The organism is Phenylobacterium sp., assembly GCF_030680185.1.
Lineage (GTDB): Bacteria > Pseudomonadota > Alphaproteobacteria > Caulobacterales > Caulobacteraceae > Phenylobacterium.
Map to the genome: position 1 here is coordinate 77,148 of NZ_JAUXVZ010000030.1, position 18,124 is coordinate 95,271.

21 protein-coding genes are annotated in these 18,124 nt (G+C 68.2%); 12 read left to right on the forward strand and 9 right to left on the reverse strand.

What is annotated here, in order from left to right; translation table 11 throughout:
- The first annotated feature begins 85 nt into the window (after positions 1-85).
- The 6 genes from flgF to Q8L83_RS06235 all read left to right on the forward strand — a co-directional run bounded on the left by flgF (position 86) and on the right by Q8L83_RS06235 (position 4,240).
- Positions 86-823, forward strand: a complete 738-nt coding sequence (gene flgF, locus Q8L83_RS06210; RefSeq protein WP_305285447.1) for a flagellar basal-body rod protein FlgF — start codon at positions 86-88, stop codon at positions 821-823.
- A 24-nt stretch (positions 824-847) separates the two neighbouring features.
- Complete coding sequence (gene flgG / locus Q8L83_RS06215; RefSeq protein WP_305285448.1) at positions 848-1,636, forward strand: flagellar basal-body rod protein FlgG; 789 nt, start codon at positions 848-850, stop codon at positions 1,634-1,636.
- 5 nt (positions 1,637-1,641) lie between these two features.
- The gene (flgA, locus tag Q8L83_RS06220) at positions 1,642-2,388 is read left to right on the forward strand and encodes a flagellar basal body P-ring formation chaperone FlgA (protein ID WP_370868361.1); all 747 of its coding nucleotides are present in this window, start codon (positions 1,642-1,644) and stop codon (positions 2,386-2,388) included.
- A 23-nt stretch (positions 2,389-2,411) separates the two neighbouring features.
- Entirely contained in the window at positions 2,412-3,143 is a 732-nt protein-coding gene (gene flgH, locus Q8L83_RS06225) for a flagellar basal body L-ring protein FlgH (RefSeq protein ID WP_305285450.1), read from the forward strand.
- Positions 3,144-3,205: 62 nt separating this feature from the next.
- Positions 3,206-3,685, forward strand: coding sequence for a hypothetical protein (locus tag Q8L83_RS06230; RefSeq protein WP_305285451.1), 480 nt, complete (start codon positions 3,206-3,208; stop codon positions 3,683-3,685).
- A 48-nt stretch (positions 3,686-3,733) separates the two neighbouring features.
- The gene (locus Q8L83_RS06235; protein ID WP_305285452.1) at positions 3,734-4,240 is read left to right on the forward strand and encodes a hypothetical protein; all 507 of its coding nucleotides are present in this window, start codon (positions 3,734-3,736) and stop codon (positions 4,238-4,240) included.
- A 14-nt stretch (positions 4,241-4,254) separates the two neighbouring features.
- Here the strand turns inward: Q8L83_RS06235 and dxs are convergent, their stop codons facing one another.
- The 5 genes from dxs to Q8L83_RS06260 all read right to left on the reverse strand — a co-directional run bounded on the left by dxs (position 4,255) and on the right by Q8L83_RS06260 (position 8,908).
- Positions 4,255-6,171 carry a 1-deoxy-D-xylulose-5-phosphate synthase gene (gene dxs, locus Q8L83_RS06240; protein ID WP_305285453.1) on the reverse strand — a complete coding sequence of 639 codons (1,917 nt, stop codon included), beginning with the start codon at positions 6,169-6,171 and terminating at the stop codon, positions 4,255-4,257.
- Between the two features lie 28 nt (positions 6,172-6,199).
- Positions 6,200-7,084, reverse strand: coding sequence for a polyprenyl synthetase family protein (locus tag Q8L83_RS06245; RefSeq protein WP_305285454.1), 885 nt, complete (start codon positions 7,082-7,084; stop codon positions 6,200-6,202).
- Positions 7,084-7,326 carry an exodeoxyribonuclease VII small subunit gene (locus Q8L83_RS06250; protein ID WP_305285455.1) on the reverse strand — a complete coding sequence of 81 codons (243 nt, stop codon included), beginning with the start codon at positions 7,324-7,326 and terminating at the stop codon, positions 7,084-7,086. The genes Q8L83_RS06245 and Q8L83_RS06250 overlap by 1 nt, the downstream gene beginning before the upstream one ends.
- Before the next feature lie 72 nt (positions 7,327-7,398).
- Positions 7,399-8,025: a histidine phosphatase family protein gene (locus Q8L83_RS06255; RefSeq protein ID WP_305285456.1), complete on the reverse strand. Its 627-nt coding sequence runs from the start codon at positions 8,023-8,025 to the stop codon at positions 7,399-7,401.
- Between the two features lie 37 nt (positions 8,026-8,062).
- Positions 8,063-8,908, reverse strand: coding sequence for a histone deacetylase family protein (locus Q8L83_RS06260; RefSeq protein WP_305285458.1), 846 nt, complete (start codon positions 8,906-8,908; stop codon positions 8,063-8,065).
- 115 nt (positions 8,909-9,023) lie between these two features.
- On the opposite strand from Q8L83_RS06260, the gene Q8L83_RS06265 reads away from it, so the two are divergent.
- Positions 9,024-9,554 (forward strand): GNAT family N-acetyltransferase, encoded by a 531-nt coding sequence (locus tag Q8L83_RS06265; protein WP_305285459.1) that lies wholly within the window; start codon positions 9,024-9,026, stop codon positions 9,552-9,554.
- A gap of 42 nt (positions 9,555-9,596) precedes the next feature.
- Here Q8L83_RS06265 and Q8L83_RS06270 read toward each other — a convergent pair whose 3' ends face one another.
- Entirely contained in the window at positions 9,597-9,917 is a 321-nt protein-coding gene (locus Q8L83_RS06270) for a hypothetical protein (protein ID WP_305285460.1), read from the reverse strand.
- Here Q8L83_RS06270 and Q8L83_RS06275 point away from each other — a divergent pair.
- Positions 9,888-10,211 carry an HTH domain-containing protein gene (locus Q8L83_RS06275; protein ID WP_305285461.1) on the forward strand — a complete coding sequence of 108 codons (324 nt, stop codon included), beginning with the start codon at positions 9,888-9,890 and terminating at the stop codon, positions 10,209-10,211. The genes Q8L83_RS06270 and Q8L83_RS06275 overlap by 30 nt on opposite strands.
- On the opposite strand, the gene Q8L83_RS06280 is transcribed toward Q8L83_RS06275, so the two are convergent.
- Positions 10,212-11,111 carry a LysR family transcriptional regulator gene (locus Q8L83_RS06280; RefSeq protein ID WP_305285462.1) on the reverse strand — a complete coding sequence of 300 codons (900 nt, stop codon included), beginning with the start codon at positions 11,109-11,111 and terminating at the stop codon, positions 10,212-10,214.
- Between the two features lie 105 nt (positions 11,112-11,216).
- Here Q8L83_RS06280 and Q8L83_RS06285 point away from each other — a divergent pair, with 105 nt between their 5' ends.
- From Q8L83_RS06285 to Q8L83_RS06295, 3 genes are all read left to right on the forward strand, one after another.
- Complete coding sequence (locus Q8L83_RS06285; RefSeq protein WP_305285464.1) at positions 11,217-12,209, forward strand: aldo/keto reductase; 993 nt, start codon at positions 11,217-11,219, stop codon at positions 12,207-12,209.
- A gap of 110 nt (positions 12,210-12,319) precedes the next feature.
- A complete protein-coding gene (locus Q8L83_RS06290) occupies positions 12,320-13,495 on the forward strand; it encodes a VWA domain-containing protein (RefSeq protein WP_305285465.1) in 1,176 nt (391 codons plus the stop codon).
- A gap of 70 nt (positions 13,496-13,565) precedes the next feature.
- Positions 13,566-14,228 (forward strand): TetR/AcrR family transcriptional regulator, encoded by a 663-nt coding sequence (locus Q8L83_RS06295; protein WP_305285466.1) that lies wholly within the window; start codon positions 13,566-13,568, stop codon positions 14,226-14,228.
- Positions 14,229-14,239: 11 nt separating this feature from the next.
- Here Q8L83_RS06295 and Q8L83_RS06300 read toward each other — a convergent pair whose 3' ends face one another.
- Entirely contained in the window at positions 14,240-15,694 is a 1,455-nt protein-coding gene (locus Q8L83_RS06300; RefSeq protein WP_305285467.1) for a UdgX family uracil-DNA binding protein, read from the reverse strand.
- Positions 15,694-16,920, reverse strand: a complete 1,227-nt coding sequence (locus tag Q8L83_RS06305) for a putative DNA modification/repair radical SAM protein (protein WP_305285468.1) — start codon at positions 16,918-16,920, stop codon at positions 15,694-15,696. Before Q8L83_RS06305 ends, Q8L83_RS06300 begins: the two co-directional genes overlap by 1 nt.
- Before the next feature lie 118 nt (positions 16,921-17,038).
- Here Q8L83_RS06305 and Q8L83_RS06310 point away from each other — a divergent pair, with 118 nt between their 5' ends.
- Complete coding sequence (locus Q8L83_RS06310; RefSeq protein WP_305285469.1) at positions 17,039-18,121, forward strand: helix-turn-helix transcriptional regulator; 1,083 nt, start codon at positions 17,039-17,041, stop codon at positions 18,119-18,121.
- The last annotated feature ends 3 nt before the right edge of the window (positions 18,122-18,124 follow it).

The window sequence follows — 18,124 nt, forward strand, 5'->3', positions numbered from 1 at the left end:
CATTTGTATTTATTGGGTTTTCTAACTGGCCCGAAGCTTGCAGGCGCAAGGTGGACAATCATGTCGCACCCAGGGAGGCGAGCGGATGGACAATGCAGTTTATGTCGGCCTGTCGCGCCAGATGGTCCTGCGGCGCGAGCTGGACATCATCGCCAACAACGTGGCCAACGCCGACACGGTGGGGTTCAAGGTCGAGTCCCTGATGGCCAAGACCGAGGCTGCGGCCCCGGCCTCCAACGACGGCGCGCCGCGGCCGGTCAAGTTCGTCCTCGACGCCGGCGTGGCTCGCGACTTCGGCCAGGGCGGCCTGTTCACCACCGGCTCCGATCTGGACCTGGGCATCGAAGGCGAGGGCTTCTTCGAGGTCCTGACCGACGACGGCCCGCGCTACACCCGGGACGGCCGCTTCCGTCTGGACGAGCTGGGCCGCATCACCACCCAGGGCGGGCAAGCCGTGGCCGGGGACGGCGGCGGCGAGATCGTCATCAATCCCGAAGACGGCAAGGTCACCATCGCCAAGGACGGCACGATCAGCCAGGGCGAGAACATCATCGGCCGGGTCGCCGTCGTGCGCTTCGACGATCTCTCGGTGCTGGAAAAGACCGGCGACAACCTGCTGCGCAACACCGCCAACCTCGACCCTGCCCCGGCCCCCGACGTGCGGATGCACCAGGGGATGCTGGAGGGCTCGAACGTCAAACCCATCCTGGAGATCACCCGGCTGATCGAGGTCACCCGGGCCTATGAGAGCATCACCAAGATGATGGAATCCTCCGCCGACCTGTCCCGCCGCGCTGTCGAGCGCATGGGCCGCGCGAACTAGAGTTCTTAGAGAAGGTCTTCACCCATGCAGGCACTTCGTACCGCCGCCACGGGCATGTCCGCCCAGCAGCTGAACGTCGAGGTCATCTCGAACAACATCGCCAACATGAACACGGTGGGCTTCAAGAAGCAGCGCGCCGAGTTCCAGGACCTGCTCTATCACACCATGGAACGGGCCGGCGCCCAGTCCTCCGAACAGGGGACCATTGTCCCCACCGGCGTGCAGATCGGCGGCGGCGTGAAGGCCGGCTCGGTCTATCGCATCACCGAACAGGGCGCGGTCACCCAGACCGGCAACCCCTATGACATCGCCATCGAAGGCCGCGGCTTCTTCCAGGTCCTGCTGCCCTCGGGCGAGATGGCCTATACCCGGGCCGGCAACCTGTCGCTGAACGCCGACGGCCAGCTGGTCACCGAGGACGGCTACGAGATCCAGCCGGCCATCGCCGTTCCCAATGACGCCGTCTCCATCGCCGTCTCCAAGGGCGGTCAGGTCCAGGCGGTCCGCGCCGGCCAGACCGAGGCCGAGGTGGTCGGTCAGATCGAACTGGCCAGCTTCGTCAACGAGGCCGGGCTGAACGCCATCGGCGACAACCTGCTGATGGAGACCGCGGCGTCCGGCCCCGCCAACGTCGGCGCGCCTGGCATCGACGGCTTCGGCAACCTGCTGCAGGGCTATACCGAGGCGTCCAATGTCGACGCGGTTACCGAGATCACCGCCCTGATCGTGGCCCAGCGCGCCTATGAGATGAACTCCAAGGTCATCTCGGCGGCCGACGAAATGCTGCAGGCCGCCAATTCGGTGAAATCATGATGAGCCTGCGCCGTCTCAGCCTCGCCGCCGGCCTCTGGCTCGGCCTCGCCGTCGCCGCCCAGGCGGGCCAGGCCGTCAGTCTCAAGGCCGAGACCACCGACTCCGACGGCGTCGTGACCCTGGGTGACCTGTTTGACGGGGCCGGCTCGGCCGCCGATGTCCGGGTGGCCGCCAAGCCTGGCCTTACCGTCGTGCTCGACGCTGGCGCCGTCCAGCAGCTGGCCCGCCGGGCAGGCCTCGACTGGGCCAACGCCGAGGGCGTCCGCCGCATCATCGTGCGCTCCGGCGCCGACGGAGGCGCCTCGGCCTCCGTGGCGCGCACCGGCAATGTCGAGGTGCTGACCTATGCCCGCAGCCTCTCCACCGGCGAGATCGTCCAGCCGGAAGATCTGATCTGGGCCAAGGCCGCCATGACGCCCAGCGACGCGCCCCATGACGCCGACCAGATTGTGGGCCTCTCGGCCCGTCGGCCCTTGCGCGCCGGTTCGGCCGTGTCGGGCCGCGACGTCAGCGCCCCGCAGGTGATCTCTGCGGGCGACATCATCACCCTGACCTATGAGGCCGACGGCATGGTGCTGAGCGCCAAGGCCAAGGCCATGGGCCGCGCCACGATCGGCGAGGGCTTCGCCGCCCAGAACCTCAGCTCCAAACGCACCATCCAGGCGGTGGCCACCGGCCCTGGCCAGGCCGCCGTCGGCCCCGCCGCCGACCAGCTCCAGGCCGCCCCGGCCGCCCGCTACGCCCTGCGTTGACCCGCAAAGAGAGAGATCGCGCCATGCGCCTCGCCACCCTCGCCGTCCTCGTCCTGCTGCCCCTCGGCGCCTGTTCCACCGTCCAGGAGGCCGTCGCCGGCCCCGACCTGACGCCAGTGCGCTATCCCGCCGCCCTGGTTCCGCAGCAGCAGGTCATCCTGGCCTCGGCCAACCAGCCCATGCCCACGCCGGCCTCGGCCAATTCCCTGTGGCGCAGCGGCGCCCGGGCCTTCTTCCTGGACCAGCGGGCCAACCGCGTCGGCGACATCGTCACCGTCCAGATCGAGATCGACGACCGCGCCCAGACCTCCAACTCCAGCAGCAGCAGCCGCAGCGGCGGCGTGTCGGCCGGCGTGCCCAACTTCCTCGGCCTGGAGTCCAGCCTGGGCCGCATCCTGCCCGGCGGCTTCGACCCGGCCAACGCCATCTCGACCAACTCCTCGTCCAGCAACACCGGCTCGGGCTCGGTTTCGCGGTCGGAGAAGATCAACCTGACGGTGGCCGCGGTGGTCACCGCCGTGCTGCCCAACGGCAACATGATGATCCAGGCCACCCAGGAAGTCCGGACCAACAACGAGGTCCGCCAGCTGTCGGTGGCCGGCATCATCCGGCCCGAGGACATCACCTCGTCCAACACCATCCGCCATTCCCAGATCGCCGAAGCGCGCATCAGCTATGGCGGCCGCGGCGATATCAGCCGCGTCCAGAAGACCCCCGCCGGCCAGTCCCTGGTGGAGACCTTCTCGCCCTTCTGAACCCAAACTGGTGAACCCGGGGCCAGAACCGGCGTTGTCTTTTTCGAAGGAGACGCCGGACCATGCGCACCCGTTCGATTTTCGGCCTGTCAGCCGCCCTGGTGATCGCCGCCGCCTGCGCCCATCAGACGACGGAAACCCGCGCCGACATGTCCTGGGCGCTCAATCAGACCCAGAGCGAGGGTCTGAAGCTGGTCTATGGCGAGCCTCGGTCGGACAATGTGCTCGTCATGCTGAGCTGCCAGCCGCAATCGGGCCAGGTGGAGATCGCCATCACCACCTCTGACGACGCGACGGGCGATGTCGGCCTGACCTCCCGCCAGCAACGCGTCGAATTGACGAGCCCTGTCGCCCCGACGCCGATCGCAGGGGTCGGCGTGGTGATGGAGATGGCGGCCTCGACCACGCCAACCCTGGCCGCCTTCGCCCAGACCGGCGACCTGGAGGTGCGCACCGCCGGTCGCACGGTGGGCGCGCCGGCCCGCGGCGAGGATCGCGCCATGGTGGACGACTTCTTCGGTCAGTGCGGCCAGCCTGTCTGAGCTTGAAGCGGCTGGAGCCGACGGCGGCGCGAGGCTAAGCTCTTCGCCATGATCCGCGCCGCCAAATATCTGCTCGCCCTTGGCCTTCTGGCCGTCTCTCCATCGACTGGGCTCGCCCAGGAAGGCGGCTGGGTTTACCGCGCCGACGCAGACCCCGCCGAACTCGGCTATGCGGGCCCCGATGGGCAGGGCGTCCAGCTGGTCCTGAGCTGTTCCAAGGACAGCCGCCAGATCACCGCATACTTTCCGACCAGCCGGACCCTTGCGGTTCGCAACGAGAATGGTCGCTGGTTCGACGATGTCGGCCGCCCGGCGCCCTGGCCGGTCAGTGTCACCCTCCGCTCGGGCGAGGCGGCCACCACCATTCCTGGCGAGGCGAGCCCGGGCCCTTCGCCCGAAGGATCGGCGGTGCGCGTCGAGTTCGCCGACCGTGCGCCGGTCGCCGAGAATTTCGCCCGGAGCGGCGAGTTCAGCGTGGCGGCCTTGGGCAGCGTCATCGCGCCGCCGGCGGCGCCTCGTCGAGACGTCAGAAGCTTCCTGCGCTATTGCCGCTGATCAGACGGGTCTGATCAGGCCCTGCGGCCGGCGGCCGCCACGATGTCGGCGCCCAGCGCCGACAGGGCCGTCCGCACGATCCCCTCGGCGTCGAGACCGGCCTGGGCGTACATCAGTTCCGGCTTGTCATGATCCTGGAAGATGTCGGGCAGGGTCAGGGTGCGGACCTTGAGGCCGGCGTCCAGGGCGCCATGGCGGGCCAGGGCCTCCAGCACGAAGGCGCCGAAGCCGCCCATGGCGCCTTCTTCGATCGTGATCAGGGCCTCGTGCTCGCGGGCCAGGCGCAGGATCAGGTCGATATCCAGGGGCTTGGCGAAGCGGGCGTCAGCGACGGTGGTCGAAAGCCCCCGGGCGCCCAGCATGTCGGCGGCCTTCAGGCATTCGGGCAGGCGGGCGCCGAACGACAGCAGCGCCACGGCCGTGCCTTCGCGCACGACGCGGCCCTTGCCGATCTCGAGCGGCGCGGCGAACTCAGGAATGGCCACGCCAGACCCCTCCCCGCGCGGATAGCGGAAGGCGCTGGGGCGGTCATCGATAGCCACGGCGGTGGCCACCATCTGGGCGAGTTCAGCCTCGTCCGAGGCGGCCATCAGCACCATGCCGGGCAGCGCGCCCATGAAGCCGACATCGAAAGAGCCGGCGTGGGTCGGCCCATCGGCGCCCACCAGGCCCGCCCGGTCGATGGCGAAGCGCACCGGCAGACCCTGGATCGCCACGTCATGGACCACCTGGTCATAGCCGCGCTGCAGGAAGGTCGAATAGATGGCCGCAAAGGGCTTCATGCCGTCGGCGGCGAGGCCGGCGGCGAAGGTCACCGCATGCTGCTCGGCGATGCCGACATCATAGGTGCGGTCAGGGAAGGCCTGACCAAACAAATCAAGCCCCGTGCCCGAGGGCATGGCCGCGGTGATGGCGCAGATGGTCGGATCGCGCTGCGCCTGCTTGACCAGCTCGGTGGCGAACACCTTGGTGTAGCTGGGCGCCTTGGCCTGGGCCTTGGCCTGCTGGCCGGTGACCACGTCGAACTTGACCACGGCGTGGTGCTTGTCGGCGGCGCTCTCGGCCGGGGCGTAGCCCTTGCCCTTCTGCGTCACCACGTGAACCAGAACCGGCCGGTCGGTGATTTCGCGGGCGTTCTTCAGCACCGCCACCAGGGCTTCCATGTCGTGGCCGTCGATGGGGCCGACATAATAGAAGCCCAGCTCCTCAAAGAGGGTGCCGCCGGTGACCATGCCGCGGGCGTATTCCTCAGCCTTGCGGGCGGCCTCCTGGATCGGCCGCGGAAAGGCCTTGGCCACCGACTTGCCGAGATTGCGCAGGGACTGATAGCCGCCGCCGGACACAAGCCTCGCCATATAGGCGCTCATGCCGCCCACCGGCGGGGCGATGGACATGTCGTTGTCGTTGAGGACGACGGTCAGCTGCTTGGTCGTCTCGGCCGCGTTGTTCATGGCCTCATAGGCCATGCCGGCGCTCATGGAGCCGTCGCCGATCACGGCCACCACGCGGTTGTCGCGGCCGGCCTGGTCACGGGCGGCGCAGAATCCCAGCGCGGCGGAAATCGAGGTCGAGGCGTGGGCCGCGCCGAACGGGTCGTACTCGCTCTCGGCGCGCTTGGTGAAGCCCGACAGACCGCCGCCCTGGCGCAGGGTGCGGATGCGGTCGCGACGGCCGGTGAGGATTTTGTGCGGATAGGCCTGGTGGCCGACGTCCCAGATCAGGATGTCCTTGGGCGTCTCATAGACATGGTGCAGCGCCACGGTCAGCTCGACCACGCCCAGGCCAGCGCCCAGATGGCCGCCGGTCTGCGAGACCGCGTCGATGGTCTCGGTGCGCAGTTCGTCGGCGACCTGCTGAAGCTGGGCCACGCCATAGCCGCGGATGTCGGCGGGCGACGCGACCTGGTCCAACAGAGGTGTCTTTGAGGACATGAAGTGAGGCAAACAACTGATGGGGAGACTAGTTTCGGCGCTTTAGCACGAAATCGACGCTCGCCCGCAGGAAATCAGCCTGGGGACCGAAGGCGTCGAGATGCGACTTGGTCTGCTCCACAAGGAGGTTCAGCCGCTCGCGCGCAGCGCCCGCTCCCAGTAGCGTCACATAGTTGGCCTTGCCCATGGCCGCGTCCTTTCCGGCCCGCTTGCCCATCAGATCGGGATCGCCCTCGGCGTCCAGCAGATCGTCAACGATCTGGTAGGCCAGGCCCATATCCTGGGCGAAGGCCATGAGCGCGTGACGTTCGGCCTCGCCGGAATGGGCCATAGCCAGGGGCAGTTCGAAGGCGCAGGCGATCAGGGCGCCGGTCTTCATCCGCTGCATCCGCGCCACAGCGCCGAGGTCGTCGCGGACCCCCAGCAGGTCGATCATCTGGCCGCCACACATGCCCCGGGCGCCGCTGGCCAGGGCCAGGCGCATGACCATCTCCGCCCGGACGGCGGCGTCGGGGTGGCTGTCAGGATGGGCGAGGATCTCGAAGGCCGCCGCCTGCAGGGCGTCCCCGGCCAGAATCGCGGTGGCCTCGTCATAGGCCTTGTGGACGGTGGGCCGCCCATGCCGCAGGTCGTCGTCGTCCATGGCCGGCAGGTCGTCATGGATCAGGCTGTAGGCGTGGACGCATTCCAGAGCGCAGGCGGCCCGCAGCAGGGGCCGCTCCTCGAGCTCGAACATCCGCCCGGTCTCGATGACGAAATAGGGTCGAAGGCGCTTGCCCGGGCCAAGGGCGGCGTAGCGCATGGCTTCGGTCAGGCGTGCTTCGGGGCCGTCGGCCCGGGGCAGCAGTTCGTCGAGGGCCACGGTGACCAGGTCTGCGGCCTCGGCCACGCGGCGCTCGACGGACAGGGCCATCAGCTGAACTCGGCCGGCTCGGCTGAGGGCGTCCCCTGGGCGCCCACCACGATCTTTTCCACCCGCAGGCGGGCGGCCTCAAGGCGCGACTCGCAGTGGGCCTTGAGCCGGGCGCCGCGCTCATAGAGCTTGATGGAGTCGTCCAGGGCGGCCTGGCCGGACTCCAGCTTGGCCACGATGCCTTCCAGCTCAGCCAGGGCCTGCTCGAAGGTCAGGGTTTGAATGTCGTCGATCTCGGCCATTTCGCTCCTCGGGAGAAGCGCCAACCTAGAGAGGCGAGGCGGCGCCCGCAACGGGCGAGCCGGCGGTTCGGCTCAAGGGCGCTCGAAGCGGCGCATGGACCAATACTTGAAGCCCTCGTTCATCACGACCTGCCAGCCCCGCTGGCGCAGCGCCCGGCCGATCATGAAGTTGAAGAAGCCGTGGGCCAGCAGCACCACGTCACGGCCGTCTTCGGCCGCCGCGATCAGCCGGTCCGCCGCCCGATCAGCGCGGCTCTCCGCCTGCCGACGGGTCTCTTCGCCTTCGTGGTGATTGAGGAACCACCACCAGACCCGGGCGAGAAAGCCCCAGATCGATGGCGTCAGGCGGATGAAGCCCGGCAGATTCGGCGGCGGCAGGGGCGCCTCGACAAAGATCGCATCGCTGTCGAAAGCGCGCCCGCGGGTCAGGGCGATCGCCGTCTCGATGGACCGCTGACGGGTCGAGGAAAACACCAGGCCGGCGTCGGCGACGAAGCCCACCAGGGCCTGGGGCGGGATCTGGCCCGGCATGATGCCCAGCACCTCGTACTTGGCCCAGAATTGCCGATAGCCCTCGGCGTTGATCCAGATCTTTCGGCTTATGGCCGGCTCGCCGTGGCGCGCGAGGATGATCGCGCCAGGGCGCCGGGGCGCGGCGGCCTCCGAAGGCTGAGACTCGACGGTCAATGAATCGGCCATGCCATCCCAGGGTTCGCACCAGATCAGCGGCGCGCCCTCATTCCCCCTGCAGGGCCAAGACGTGCGCGACGGCCGACCGGCCTAGAGCCTCAAGGTCGTATCCGCCCTCGAGCGCCGACACAACCCGGCCCCGGGCGCTGACCTGCGCGACGGCGACGATCTGCTCGGTGGCCCAGCCATAGTCCTGCGCGTCCAACTGCTGGCCGCCCGCGCCGCCGCCGAGGGGATCGTCACGGTGGGCGTCGAATCCGGCCGAGACCAGGATCAGGTCGGGCGCAAAGATCGCCACCCGCTCCAGCAGGCCGGTGAAGGCCGCCCGCCACCCCGCCGAGCCGCCGCCGGCCGGCGACACCGCGTTGACGACATTGGCCGACACCACCTCGTCGGGATGGCCCGTCCCCGGCCAGAGCGGCCATTGCTGAAGCGAGACAAAGAGAATGTCCGGGCGTCCGGCGAGGGCCGCCTGGGTTCCGTTTCCGTGATGGACGTCGAAATCCACCACCGCCACCCGCTTCAGCCCCTCCGCCTGGGCGATCAGGGCGCCGATGGCCACATTGGAGAAGATGCAGAATCCCATGGAGGCGCCCGGCTCGGCATGATGCCCCGGCGGCCGGACCGCGCAGAAGGCTCGGGTGAACTGGCCTGCGGCCACGTCGCGAACCGCCGCCGCCACGGCGCCGGCCGCCCGACGCGCCGCCAGCAGGGAGCCCGGCGACATCACCGTGTCCTCGTCCAGCCGCATATGACCGGCCCGGGGCGCCCCGGCGAAGATCCGCGCCACATAGGCCTCATCATGGACCCGCAGCAGGTCAGCCCGCTCAATCAGCGGGGCGTCGCGCGGCTCGATATCCAGGCCCGCCGTCGCCTCCAGGGCCTCGATCACCGCGGCAGGCGCTCGGGGCGCTCGGGATGATCCTCCCCCGGGCGGTGGTCGAGCATGTCCTCATGCGTATAAAGGCCGATCATGGGACTATTCTAACGGCCGACAGAGGCCAGGAATGCAAGACGTGATCATCCGCCGGGCGCGAACTTCCGACGCCGAGATCCTGGCCAGGATCGGCCGGGAGACCTTTACCGAGACCTTTGGCCATCTCTATCCGGCCCACGACCTGGCGACGTTTCTGGACGACGCCTACGGCCTGGAGGCCACTCGCCGCGCCCTGGAGCATCCCGACAAGGCCGCCTGGCTGGTGACGCAGGCTGACGGCGAGGTGGTCGGCCACGCCCTGGCCGGCCCCTGCGATCTGCCCCACCCGGACGTCACGCCGCAGGCCGGCGAGGTCAAGCGCCTCTATCTCCGCGCCGGGGCCCAGGGCGGCGGACTCGGCGCGCGGCTTTTCGAGACCATGATCGCCTGGCTGGAGGAGACCGGACGCACGGATATATGGTTGGGGGTGTGGTCGCTAAACCATGGCGCGCAACGCTTCTACCGAAGGTACGGGTTCACGCCGGTCGGCGAATACGGGTTTCCCGTCGGCGCGGTGGTTGACCGAGAGTTCATTTTTCGGCGGATGGCACAGATTTTCTAATCCGCCTGTCATATTTGCTCGGCACATGCCTCTGACATGGCCTCAATCCCGCGCCATTGGCGGATTATTGCCGAGATTTAACAGCAAGCGCTTTGACGCAGGGTCCGGCTTCTGGGATTTTGCGGCGCTGTCATCGTTGACCCAAGGGGCGTCAGTTGGATGCTGAGAATTGGTTATGTCCGTCTGCGCGACGCTCGGTCGTCGGAAGATACCGCGACGTTGAAAGCGCGGGGTTGCCACGTCGTCCGCGCCGAGGAGCCGGCGCCCCCCGGGGGCGATGAGGCCGCCGTCCTTTATTCCATTCTGGATTTCATCGGCGAGGGCGATCAGCTGGTGGTCACCCGCCTCGACCAGCTTGGTCATTCCACCCGCAATGTCCTGCGGGTGATCGATCGGCTGGAGGCGCGCAACGCCAGCCTCTTCGTGGTCGAACCCGACATCACCAGCGATGGCGAAGGCGGTCGCGCCCTGCGTGCGGCCCTGAAGGCGGTGGCGGCTGTCGAGCCCTCCTGGGCCGGCCGCAAGCGGCGCAAGGCGCCGGAGGCCGAGGACATCCGCGCCCTGCAGGAGGCTGGCGTCGGCCCGGTGGAGATCGCGCGGCGGCTGGGGGTCTCGCGGATGACCGTCTGGCGCAAGCTCCGCACCCTGGAAGCCTGATCAGGCCTTTTCGCGACGCGCGCGCAGGAAATCGATGAAGGCGCGCAATGGTCGCGGCGCCTGCCGGCTGCTGGGATAGTAGAGCATCGGTCCGGGGAAGCTTGGGGTCCAGTCCTTCAGCAGCCGGACCAGCCGCCTCTCTGCGATCGGCGCTCGCACATAGGCCTCGAACGTCGCCAGATACCCCACCCCATCCAAGGCCGCCTGGAGCTGCAGGGCGATGGAATTGGTGGTCAGGGGCCCCTCAGGCGCCACCTTCAGCACCCGGCCATCCCGCTCGAACTCCCAGGCCGGGACGTAGCCGCTGGGGAATTTCAGTCGAATGCAGGGCCGCCCCAGCAGGTCTTCCGGGTGTTGCGGCAGGCCGTCCCGCGCGATGACCTCCGGGCTCGCCACCAGGGCGTATTCCTGCCGCCCTCCCAGGGGCACGGCCACCATGTCCAGCGCCAGGCTTTCTTCCCACCGGACGCCCGCGTCAAAGCCATCACGGACGATGTCGACGAAGCCCGGCTCGGAAGCGATCTCCAGCCGCACCTGCGGATAGGCTTTCAAGAAGTCGCCGATCAGCGGCGCCAGGGTCAGCTCCACAGCCGGCTCCGGCGCATTGATGCGCAAAGGCCCCGCCACCGCCCCCTGACTCTCCAGCACCTGATCGAGGGCATCGCCGATCTCACCCAGGGCCGGGGTAAGCCGGTCCAGCAGGCGCAGGCCCGCATCGGTCGGCGCCACGCTGCGGGTCGTTCGGTTGAGCAGGCGCACCCCGAGCCGGTCTTCCAGACTCCGCACCGCCTGGCTCAGCCCCGAGGCGGAGACGCCGTTCATCGCCGCGGCGCGGCGGAAGCTGCGATGGGCCGCGACCCAGGCGAAAGCCTGAAGCTCGGCAAGTGGCGGCCCCTTCATTGTGCACAATCCCGAACAGCTTGATCTGGAAAAACCAGATTATCACGCACAGTCCATCGGCGCATCCTGGCGACATCAACCCCTCGCTCGCCAAGGAGCCCCGCCATGCAGACCCGCCAACCTGGACCCCATAGCCCCATCGTCTCCGCCCTCGGCCTCGGCGCCATGGGCATGTCGGATTTCTACGGCCCCGCCGACCGTACAGAAGCCCTCGCCACCCTGGCGGCGGCGTTCGAGGCCGACATCACCCTGGTCGACACCGGCGACTTCTACGGCATGGGCCACAATGAGATGCTGATCGGCGAAGCTCTGGCCGGCCGGCCGCGCGACGAGGTCGTGCTCAGCGTCAAGTTCGGCGCCCAGCGCGGTCCCGACGGCGCCTGGCTGGGCTATGACGCAAGGCCTCAGGCCCTGAAGACCGCCTGCGCCTACAGCCTTCGCCGGCTCGGCGTCGATCACATCGACATCTATCGCCCCGCCCGCCTGGACCCGGCCGTGCCCATCGAGGAGACCGTCGGCGCGCTGTCGGAGGTGGTGCAGGCCGGATACGTCCGCCACATCGGCCTCTCGGAGGTGGGCGTCGAGACCTTGCGCCGCGCAGCCGCTGTCCACCCGATCAGCGATCTGCAGATCGAGTATTCCCTGATCTCGCGGGGGATCGAAGACGCCATCCTGCCCGCCTGTCGCGAGCTGGGGATCGGCGTCACCGCCTATGGCGTGCTGTCGCGAGGCCTGATCAGCGGGCACTGGACGCCCAGCGGCGGCCCAACCGGCGACTTCCGCGCCCACAGCCCGCGGTTCCAGGGGGACAATCTGAGCCAGAACCTGCGGATGGTGGACACCTTGCGCGAACTGGCCGCCGCCCGCGGCGTCACGGTGGCGCAACTGGCCATCGCCTGGGTCCTGCACCAGGGTGATGACATCGTGCCCCTGGTCGGCGCGCGGCGTCGGGATCGGCTGGCCGAGGCCCTGGGGGCCCTGGCGATCAGGCTCAGCGCCGAAGACCTCGCCGCCATCGCGGCCGCAGCGCCGGCCGACGCCGTGGCCGGCGCCCGCTACCCCGAGGCCCAGATGGCCATGCTCGACAGCGAGCGCTGAGGGCCAGCCCATAGACGACATTCGTGGCGGGGGTGCTGGACATCGCGCCCCTGCCGCCCCATCCTCGGCAGTCAAACGTCTGTTCGTCCCGCTGTTTGGGAGGCCTGCCCATGTTCATGCAGTTTTTCACCGAGCTTCGCCAAGCCAAGGTCCCGGTGTCCTTGAAAGAGTACCTCATGCTGATGGAGGGGCTCGACAAGATGGTCATCGACCGGTCGGTCGAGGATTTCTACTACCTGTCGCGGGCTGCGCTCGTGAAGGACGAGAAGAACATCGACCGGTTCGACCAGGTGTTCGGCCACGTCTTCAAAGGCCTGGAAAAGGTGGATGGAGTCGGCACGGCCGACATTCCCGCCGAATGGCTGGAAAAGATCAGCGAGAAGTTCCTCACCGAGGAGGAGAAGGCGCAGATCGAGGCCATGGGCGGCTTCGACAAGCTCATGGAGGCGCTCGCCGAGCGCATGAAGGAGCAGAAGGAGCGCCACGAGGGCGGCAACAAGATGATCGGGACCGGGGGCACCTCGCCCTTTGGCGCCAACGGCTATCACCCCGAAGGCATCCGCATCGGCCAGGACAAGGGCCGCCACGGCAAGGCGATCAAGGTCTGGGACAAGCGCGAGTACAAGAACCTCGACGACTCCGTCGAGCTGGGCACCCGCAACATCAAGGTCGCCCTGCGTCGCCTGCGCAAATGGGTTCGCGAGGGCGCGACCGAAGAGCTGGACATGTCCGGCACCATCCGCGGCACCGCCGAGAAGGGCTACCTCGACATCCACATGCGGCCCGAGCGCCGCAACAAGGTGAGCGTGCTCATCTTCTTCGATGTCGGCGGCTCGATGGACAGCCACATCAAGATCTGTGAGGAGCTGTTCTCCGCGGCCCGCTCAGAGTTCAAGAACATGGAGTTCTACTACTTCCACAACTGCCTCTATGAGACGGTCTGGAAGGACAATCGTCGCCGGCACGCCGAGAAGCTCAACACCTGGGACGTGCTCCACAAGTTCTCCAGCGACTACAAGGTGATCTTCGTCGGCGACGCCACCATGAGCCCCTATGAGATCACCTATCCGGGCGGCTCGGTGGAGCACTGGAACGAGGAAGCCGGGGCGGTGTGGATCGATCGCGTGTCGCAGATCTTCGAGCACATGGTCTGGCTGAACCCCACGGCCGAGCGCCACTGGCAGCACACCCCCTCGGTCGAGGTGATGAAGCAGCTGGTCAATGACCGCATGTATCCCCTGACCCTCGAGGGTCTGGACAAGGCCATGCGGGAGCTGGCGCGCTAGAGGAGCGCCATAACCTGCGGCGCCGTCCGTCTGCGGCTGATATGCTGCTAGGCGGACGTTTGAGAATCGCATGACAGAGCCCGTGATCCCCCCGCCGCAGCCTCAGGCGGAAATGCAGGAAGCCGCCACCAAGGCGGCGGTCTTCTGCGCGGCCGAGCGGTTGTTCGCCCTGCACGGGTTTCAGAACGTCTCGGTGCGCGACATCACCGCCGAAGCGGCGGTGAATCTGGCCTCGGTGAACTATCACTTCGGCTCCAAGGACGGCCTGCTGTTCGAGATCTTCCGTCGGCGCACCGCCGAGCTGAACCGCGAGCGGGCCCGCATGCTGCACGAGGCCAATGACCGCCACGGGGGCAAGCCGCCGGTGCGCGACATCCTGGAGGCCCTGTTCGCCCCGCCGCTGAAATGGGCCGACCCGGCCGGCGACCGGCGCATCTCCGTCCAGTTCATTATCCGCGCCCGCAGCGAGGGCACGGCCCAGATGCGCGACGTGCTGCAGAACGATGTCTCGCATCTTCGCCGGTTTGCCGACGCCCTGATCGCCGCCCGACCGGAGCTGGCCCTGGAAGACGTCTACTGGCGGCTGCACTTCTGCCTGGGCATGGTGCACAATAACCGCTTCGCCGAGTTCGATCGCCTGAACCATCTGTCCGACGGCCTGACCCGCGAGCAGGATTCCGATGGCCTGCTCAGCCGCATGCTGGATTTCGCCGAAGCCGGGTTCCTGGCTTAGCCCGCGGCGCCTTAAGCCTCGACCGCGGCGTTCGCCAGCGACCAGGCGAACCTCAGATCCTCGATGAACTCCGCCTGCGCCTTGGCCTTTGCGGCGCGGTCCGGCAGCCGCAACAGATAGGACGGGTGCCAGGTGACCACGGCCTGGGCCTGGTCCTCCAGTTGCAAAGCCTGGCCGCGGAGCTTGCCGATGGGCGTGGCCTTGCCCAGGACGCTGCGGGCCGCCGTCGCGCCCATGGCGATAATGACGCGGGGCCGGACGATCTGGCGTTCGGCGTCCAGCCACCAGCGGCAGGCCTCGATCTCCGGCGCCTCAGGCGTCTTGTGCAGCCGCCGCTTGCCGCGAAGCTGGTGCTTGAAGTGCTTCACCGCATTGGTGACATAGGCCTCATTCCGCGGCACGCCGGCTGCAGACAGCGCCTCGTCGAAGACCTGACCCGCCGGACCGACGAAGGGACGCCCCGCCAAGTCTTCCTGGTCCCCGGGCTGCTCGCCGACAATCATCAGCCGCGCCTCGGCAGGCCCCTCCCCTGCGACGCCCTGGGTGGCGTCCCGCCAGAGCGGGCAGCGCCGGCAGCCATCGACGCCTGCGGCGACCGCCTCCAGACTGGACGGTGGCCCATCACCCGCGCCCAGCGCTGCACCATCGGCCCGCGGCGCGCGCACGATGCGGCGGGCGGGTTCGGAGGGGGCCTTTTCGACCATGGCGGTGGTCCGGTCTCCTGCGGCGCGGGTCATTTCCGGAATGAGCGAGGCCTCGGGCAGGTTGCGCCAGTAACGCTTGGGCATTTCGCGCACCATGGCCGCGGTGCGCAGCCGCGCGGGATTGAAGGTTGAGGCGAAATAGGTCCGCCAATAGGCCTCCAGATCGTCCCCGGCCGGCGCATCGGCGGGATCGGCGCCAGGGGTGAAGCTCAGCGCCTGCGTGTCCCAGTGGGCGCAGACATCCGGGGTCAGGATCGAGAAGGCCATGTTTGAAAACCGGCGCGTGAAGAAGGGCGCCGTGGCCTCGGTCACCCGATGGGCCGGCTCGAACCAGGCGACGAAGGTCTCCAGACCACCCTGCGCCTCCACCTCGCGGAAACGGACAAAGGCCTTCATCTTGTGGACCGCCCGGTTCACCTGGCTCTGCATGTCGAGCGCCAGGGACACATCGGGGTCGCTGGCGATCTCCAGTAGGCGGGGCGTCGCCTCCAGCCGCCAGAGCAGGCGATAGAGCAGGTCGAAACGCTCCGGCGAGCGGTGCAGCGCCACCCGGCCGGCCAGGTCCACAAAGGCCCGGCTGACCTTGAAGCCCCCCGTCCCGGCCTCAGGGCTCTGCGGCGCATCGGCGGGAAACAGGCTCGCCTGGCCGCCATCCACCGTCCACAGCGCCTGGGCGGGCTCGACGGCCTCGGCGCGCAAGGTGCGGGCGGCGACTCGCCAGCCCTCGAAATCGGTTTCGGACGCCAGCCGAACGACGCGCATCAGAACAGGCTCAACTGCTGCGGCGGCGGGGCGAAGCGGTCGCGCAGATCGGCCCGGTCGGCCAGGGCGCCGGGGCTCCAGTCGCTGGTGATGACGAAGGGCTTCAGCTTCTCGATGCTGCGGGCCAGGCGCTTCACGTCGGCGAGGTTGAGCCGCGTCAGTCTCCGGGCCGCGATCATCCGATCGACGCTGCGGGTTCCAAGACCTGGCACCCGCAGCAGGGTTTCGCGCGACGCCGTGTTCACGTCGACCGGAAAATCGGCCCGGTTCCGGAGCGCCCAGGCCAGCTTGGGATCGATGGCCAGATCGAGATCTTCCCCCGGCCCGACGATCTCGTGGGTCTCAAAGCCATAGAACCGCATCAGCCAGTCGGCCTGATAGAGCCGATGCTCGCGCATCAGGGGCGGGCGCTGGGCCGGCAGGGACTTGGCCACATCCGGGATCGGGCTGAAGGCTGAATAATAGACCCGCCGCAGCCCATAGTTTCCATAGAGCGTATTGGACCGCGCCAGGATCTCCCCGTCGCGGGCGCCGTCGGCGCCGATGATCATCTGGGTCGACTGGCCGGCCGGCGCATATTTCGGCGGCCGGGTTTTGCGGGCCGGTTCCTTGCCCGCCTCGATGCCCAGGCGCACGGCGCCCATGGCTTTGCGGATGACACCGGCGTCCTTCTCCGGCGCAAACGCGGCCAGACTTTCCTCCCGCGGCAGCTCCACATTGATCGAGACCCGGTCGGCATAGAGGGCGGCCTGGTTGGTCAGCTCCGGCGAGGCCTCGGGGATCAGCTTCAGGTGGATGTAGCCGCGGAAGTCGTGGTCGGCGCGCAGGGCCTTGGCCACCGCGACCATGGCCTCCATCGTGTAGTCGCTGTTGCGGATGATGCCCGAGGAGAGGAACAGCCCCTCGATATAGTTGCGCTTGTAGAAACCCAGGGTCAGGTCGACCACTTCCTGGACGGCGAACCGCGCCCGCGGCGTGTTGGACGACACCCGGTTCACGCAATAGGCGCAGTCATAAATGCAGTAGTTGGTTAGCAGGATCTTCAGCAGGCTGACGCACCGCCCGTCCGGCGTATAGGCGTGGCAGATGCCCATGCCCTCGGTGGAGCCTACGCCCTTGCCGCCTTTGGAATCCCGCTTGCCTGCGCCGGATGAGGCGCAGGACGCGTCATACTTTGCCGCGTCGGCGAGGATGGAGAGCTTTTGCTTCAGATCGAGAACGGCCATCGGGCCAGTCTAAAGTTCTCATTTTGTTCTGCAAGCGCGGCCGTGATGATTGCGGGAATTGGGTTGCGAGGCCTGGCGCGATCGGGGCGTAGTTGGCGCTCCAGCTGATGGGGGTCTGATGGACAACGACCTGATTGACCGGATCTACGAGTGTTCGGTGGCGCCGGAGCTGTGGCCCTCGGTGCTCGACGATCTGGCGGCGCGAACGGAGTCCCGGGGCGGCCTGCTGTTCTCGGCGCGGCGGTCGCTCTGCTGGACCGCCTCAGGGTCGATCCGCGAGGTCTTCGAGGCCTATGTGAACGATGGCTGGTTCCATCGTTGTCCCCGCCGCACCTGCATCATGAGCCAGGCCGATCCCGGCTTTTTCGTGGAGCAGGATTTCTGGAGCGAAGACCAGATCAAGATCGATCCCATCTATCGGGACTTCTTCCACCCCCGCGGCCTGGGCTGGTCGGCCGGCACGGGCCTGCAGGTGCCCACCGGCGATTCCATCGTCTTCAGCATCGAGCGCACGCTGGAACGCGGCCCGATCGAGCCCGAACACGTGGCCATGCTCAACAGCCTGCGCCCGCACCTGGCGCGAAGCGCCCTGGTCAGCGCCCGCCTGGGCCTGCAGCGCGCCCGGGGCGCCACCGAAGCGCTGAGCGGCCTGCGGCTGCCGGCCCTGCTGCTCACCGAGGGCGGCGTGGTCGTCGAGACCAATGAATGGATGGCGCCGCTGGGCGACGAGGTGCGGTTCGGGGCAGGCGGTCGGCTGACCCTGAGCGACAAGGCCGCCCAGCAGATGTTGAGCGACGCCCTGAAGACCATCGAGGCCGCGCCGGACCAGGGGCGCTGCACCTTTCCCCTGCGCGACGAGCTCGGGCGCGCGACCATGGTGCTCCACCTGATCCCCATCAAGCGCTCGGCTCACGACATCTTCGGCCAGAGCTTCGCCCTGCTGATGATGACGCCGGTCAGCAGCGAGCGCGCCCCGTCGCTGGGCCTCATGCGATCGTTGTTCGACCTCACCGCGGCCGAAGCCCGCGTGGCCCAGGGGATCGCTGCAGGCAAGACCCTGGAAGACCTGGCCCTGGCCGGCGAGGTCTCGATTAACACGGTCCGTAACCAGCTGCGCCGCGTGCTGGAAAAGACCGGCTGCGCCCGCCAGGCCGAGCTCGCCGCCCTCCTCTCCAGCGTCGCTGTCGGGGTGGCCGACTAGGCG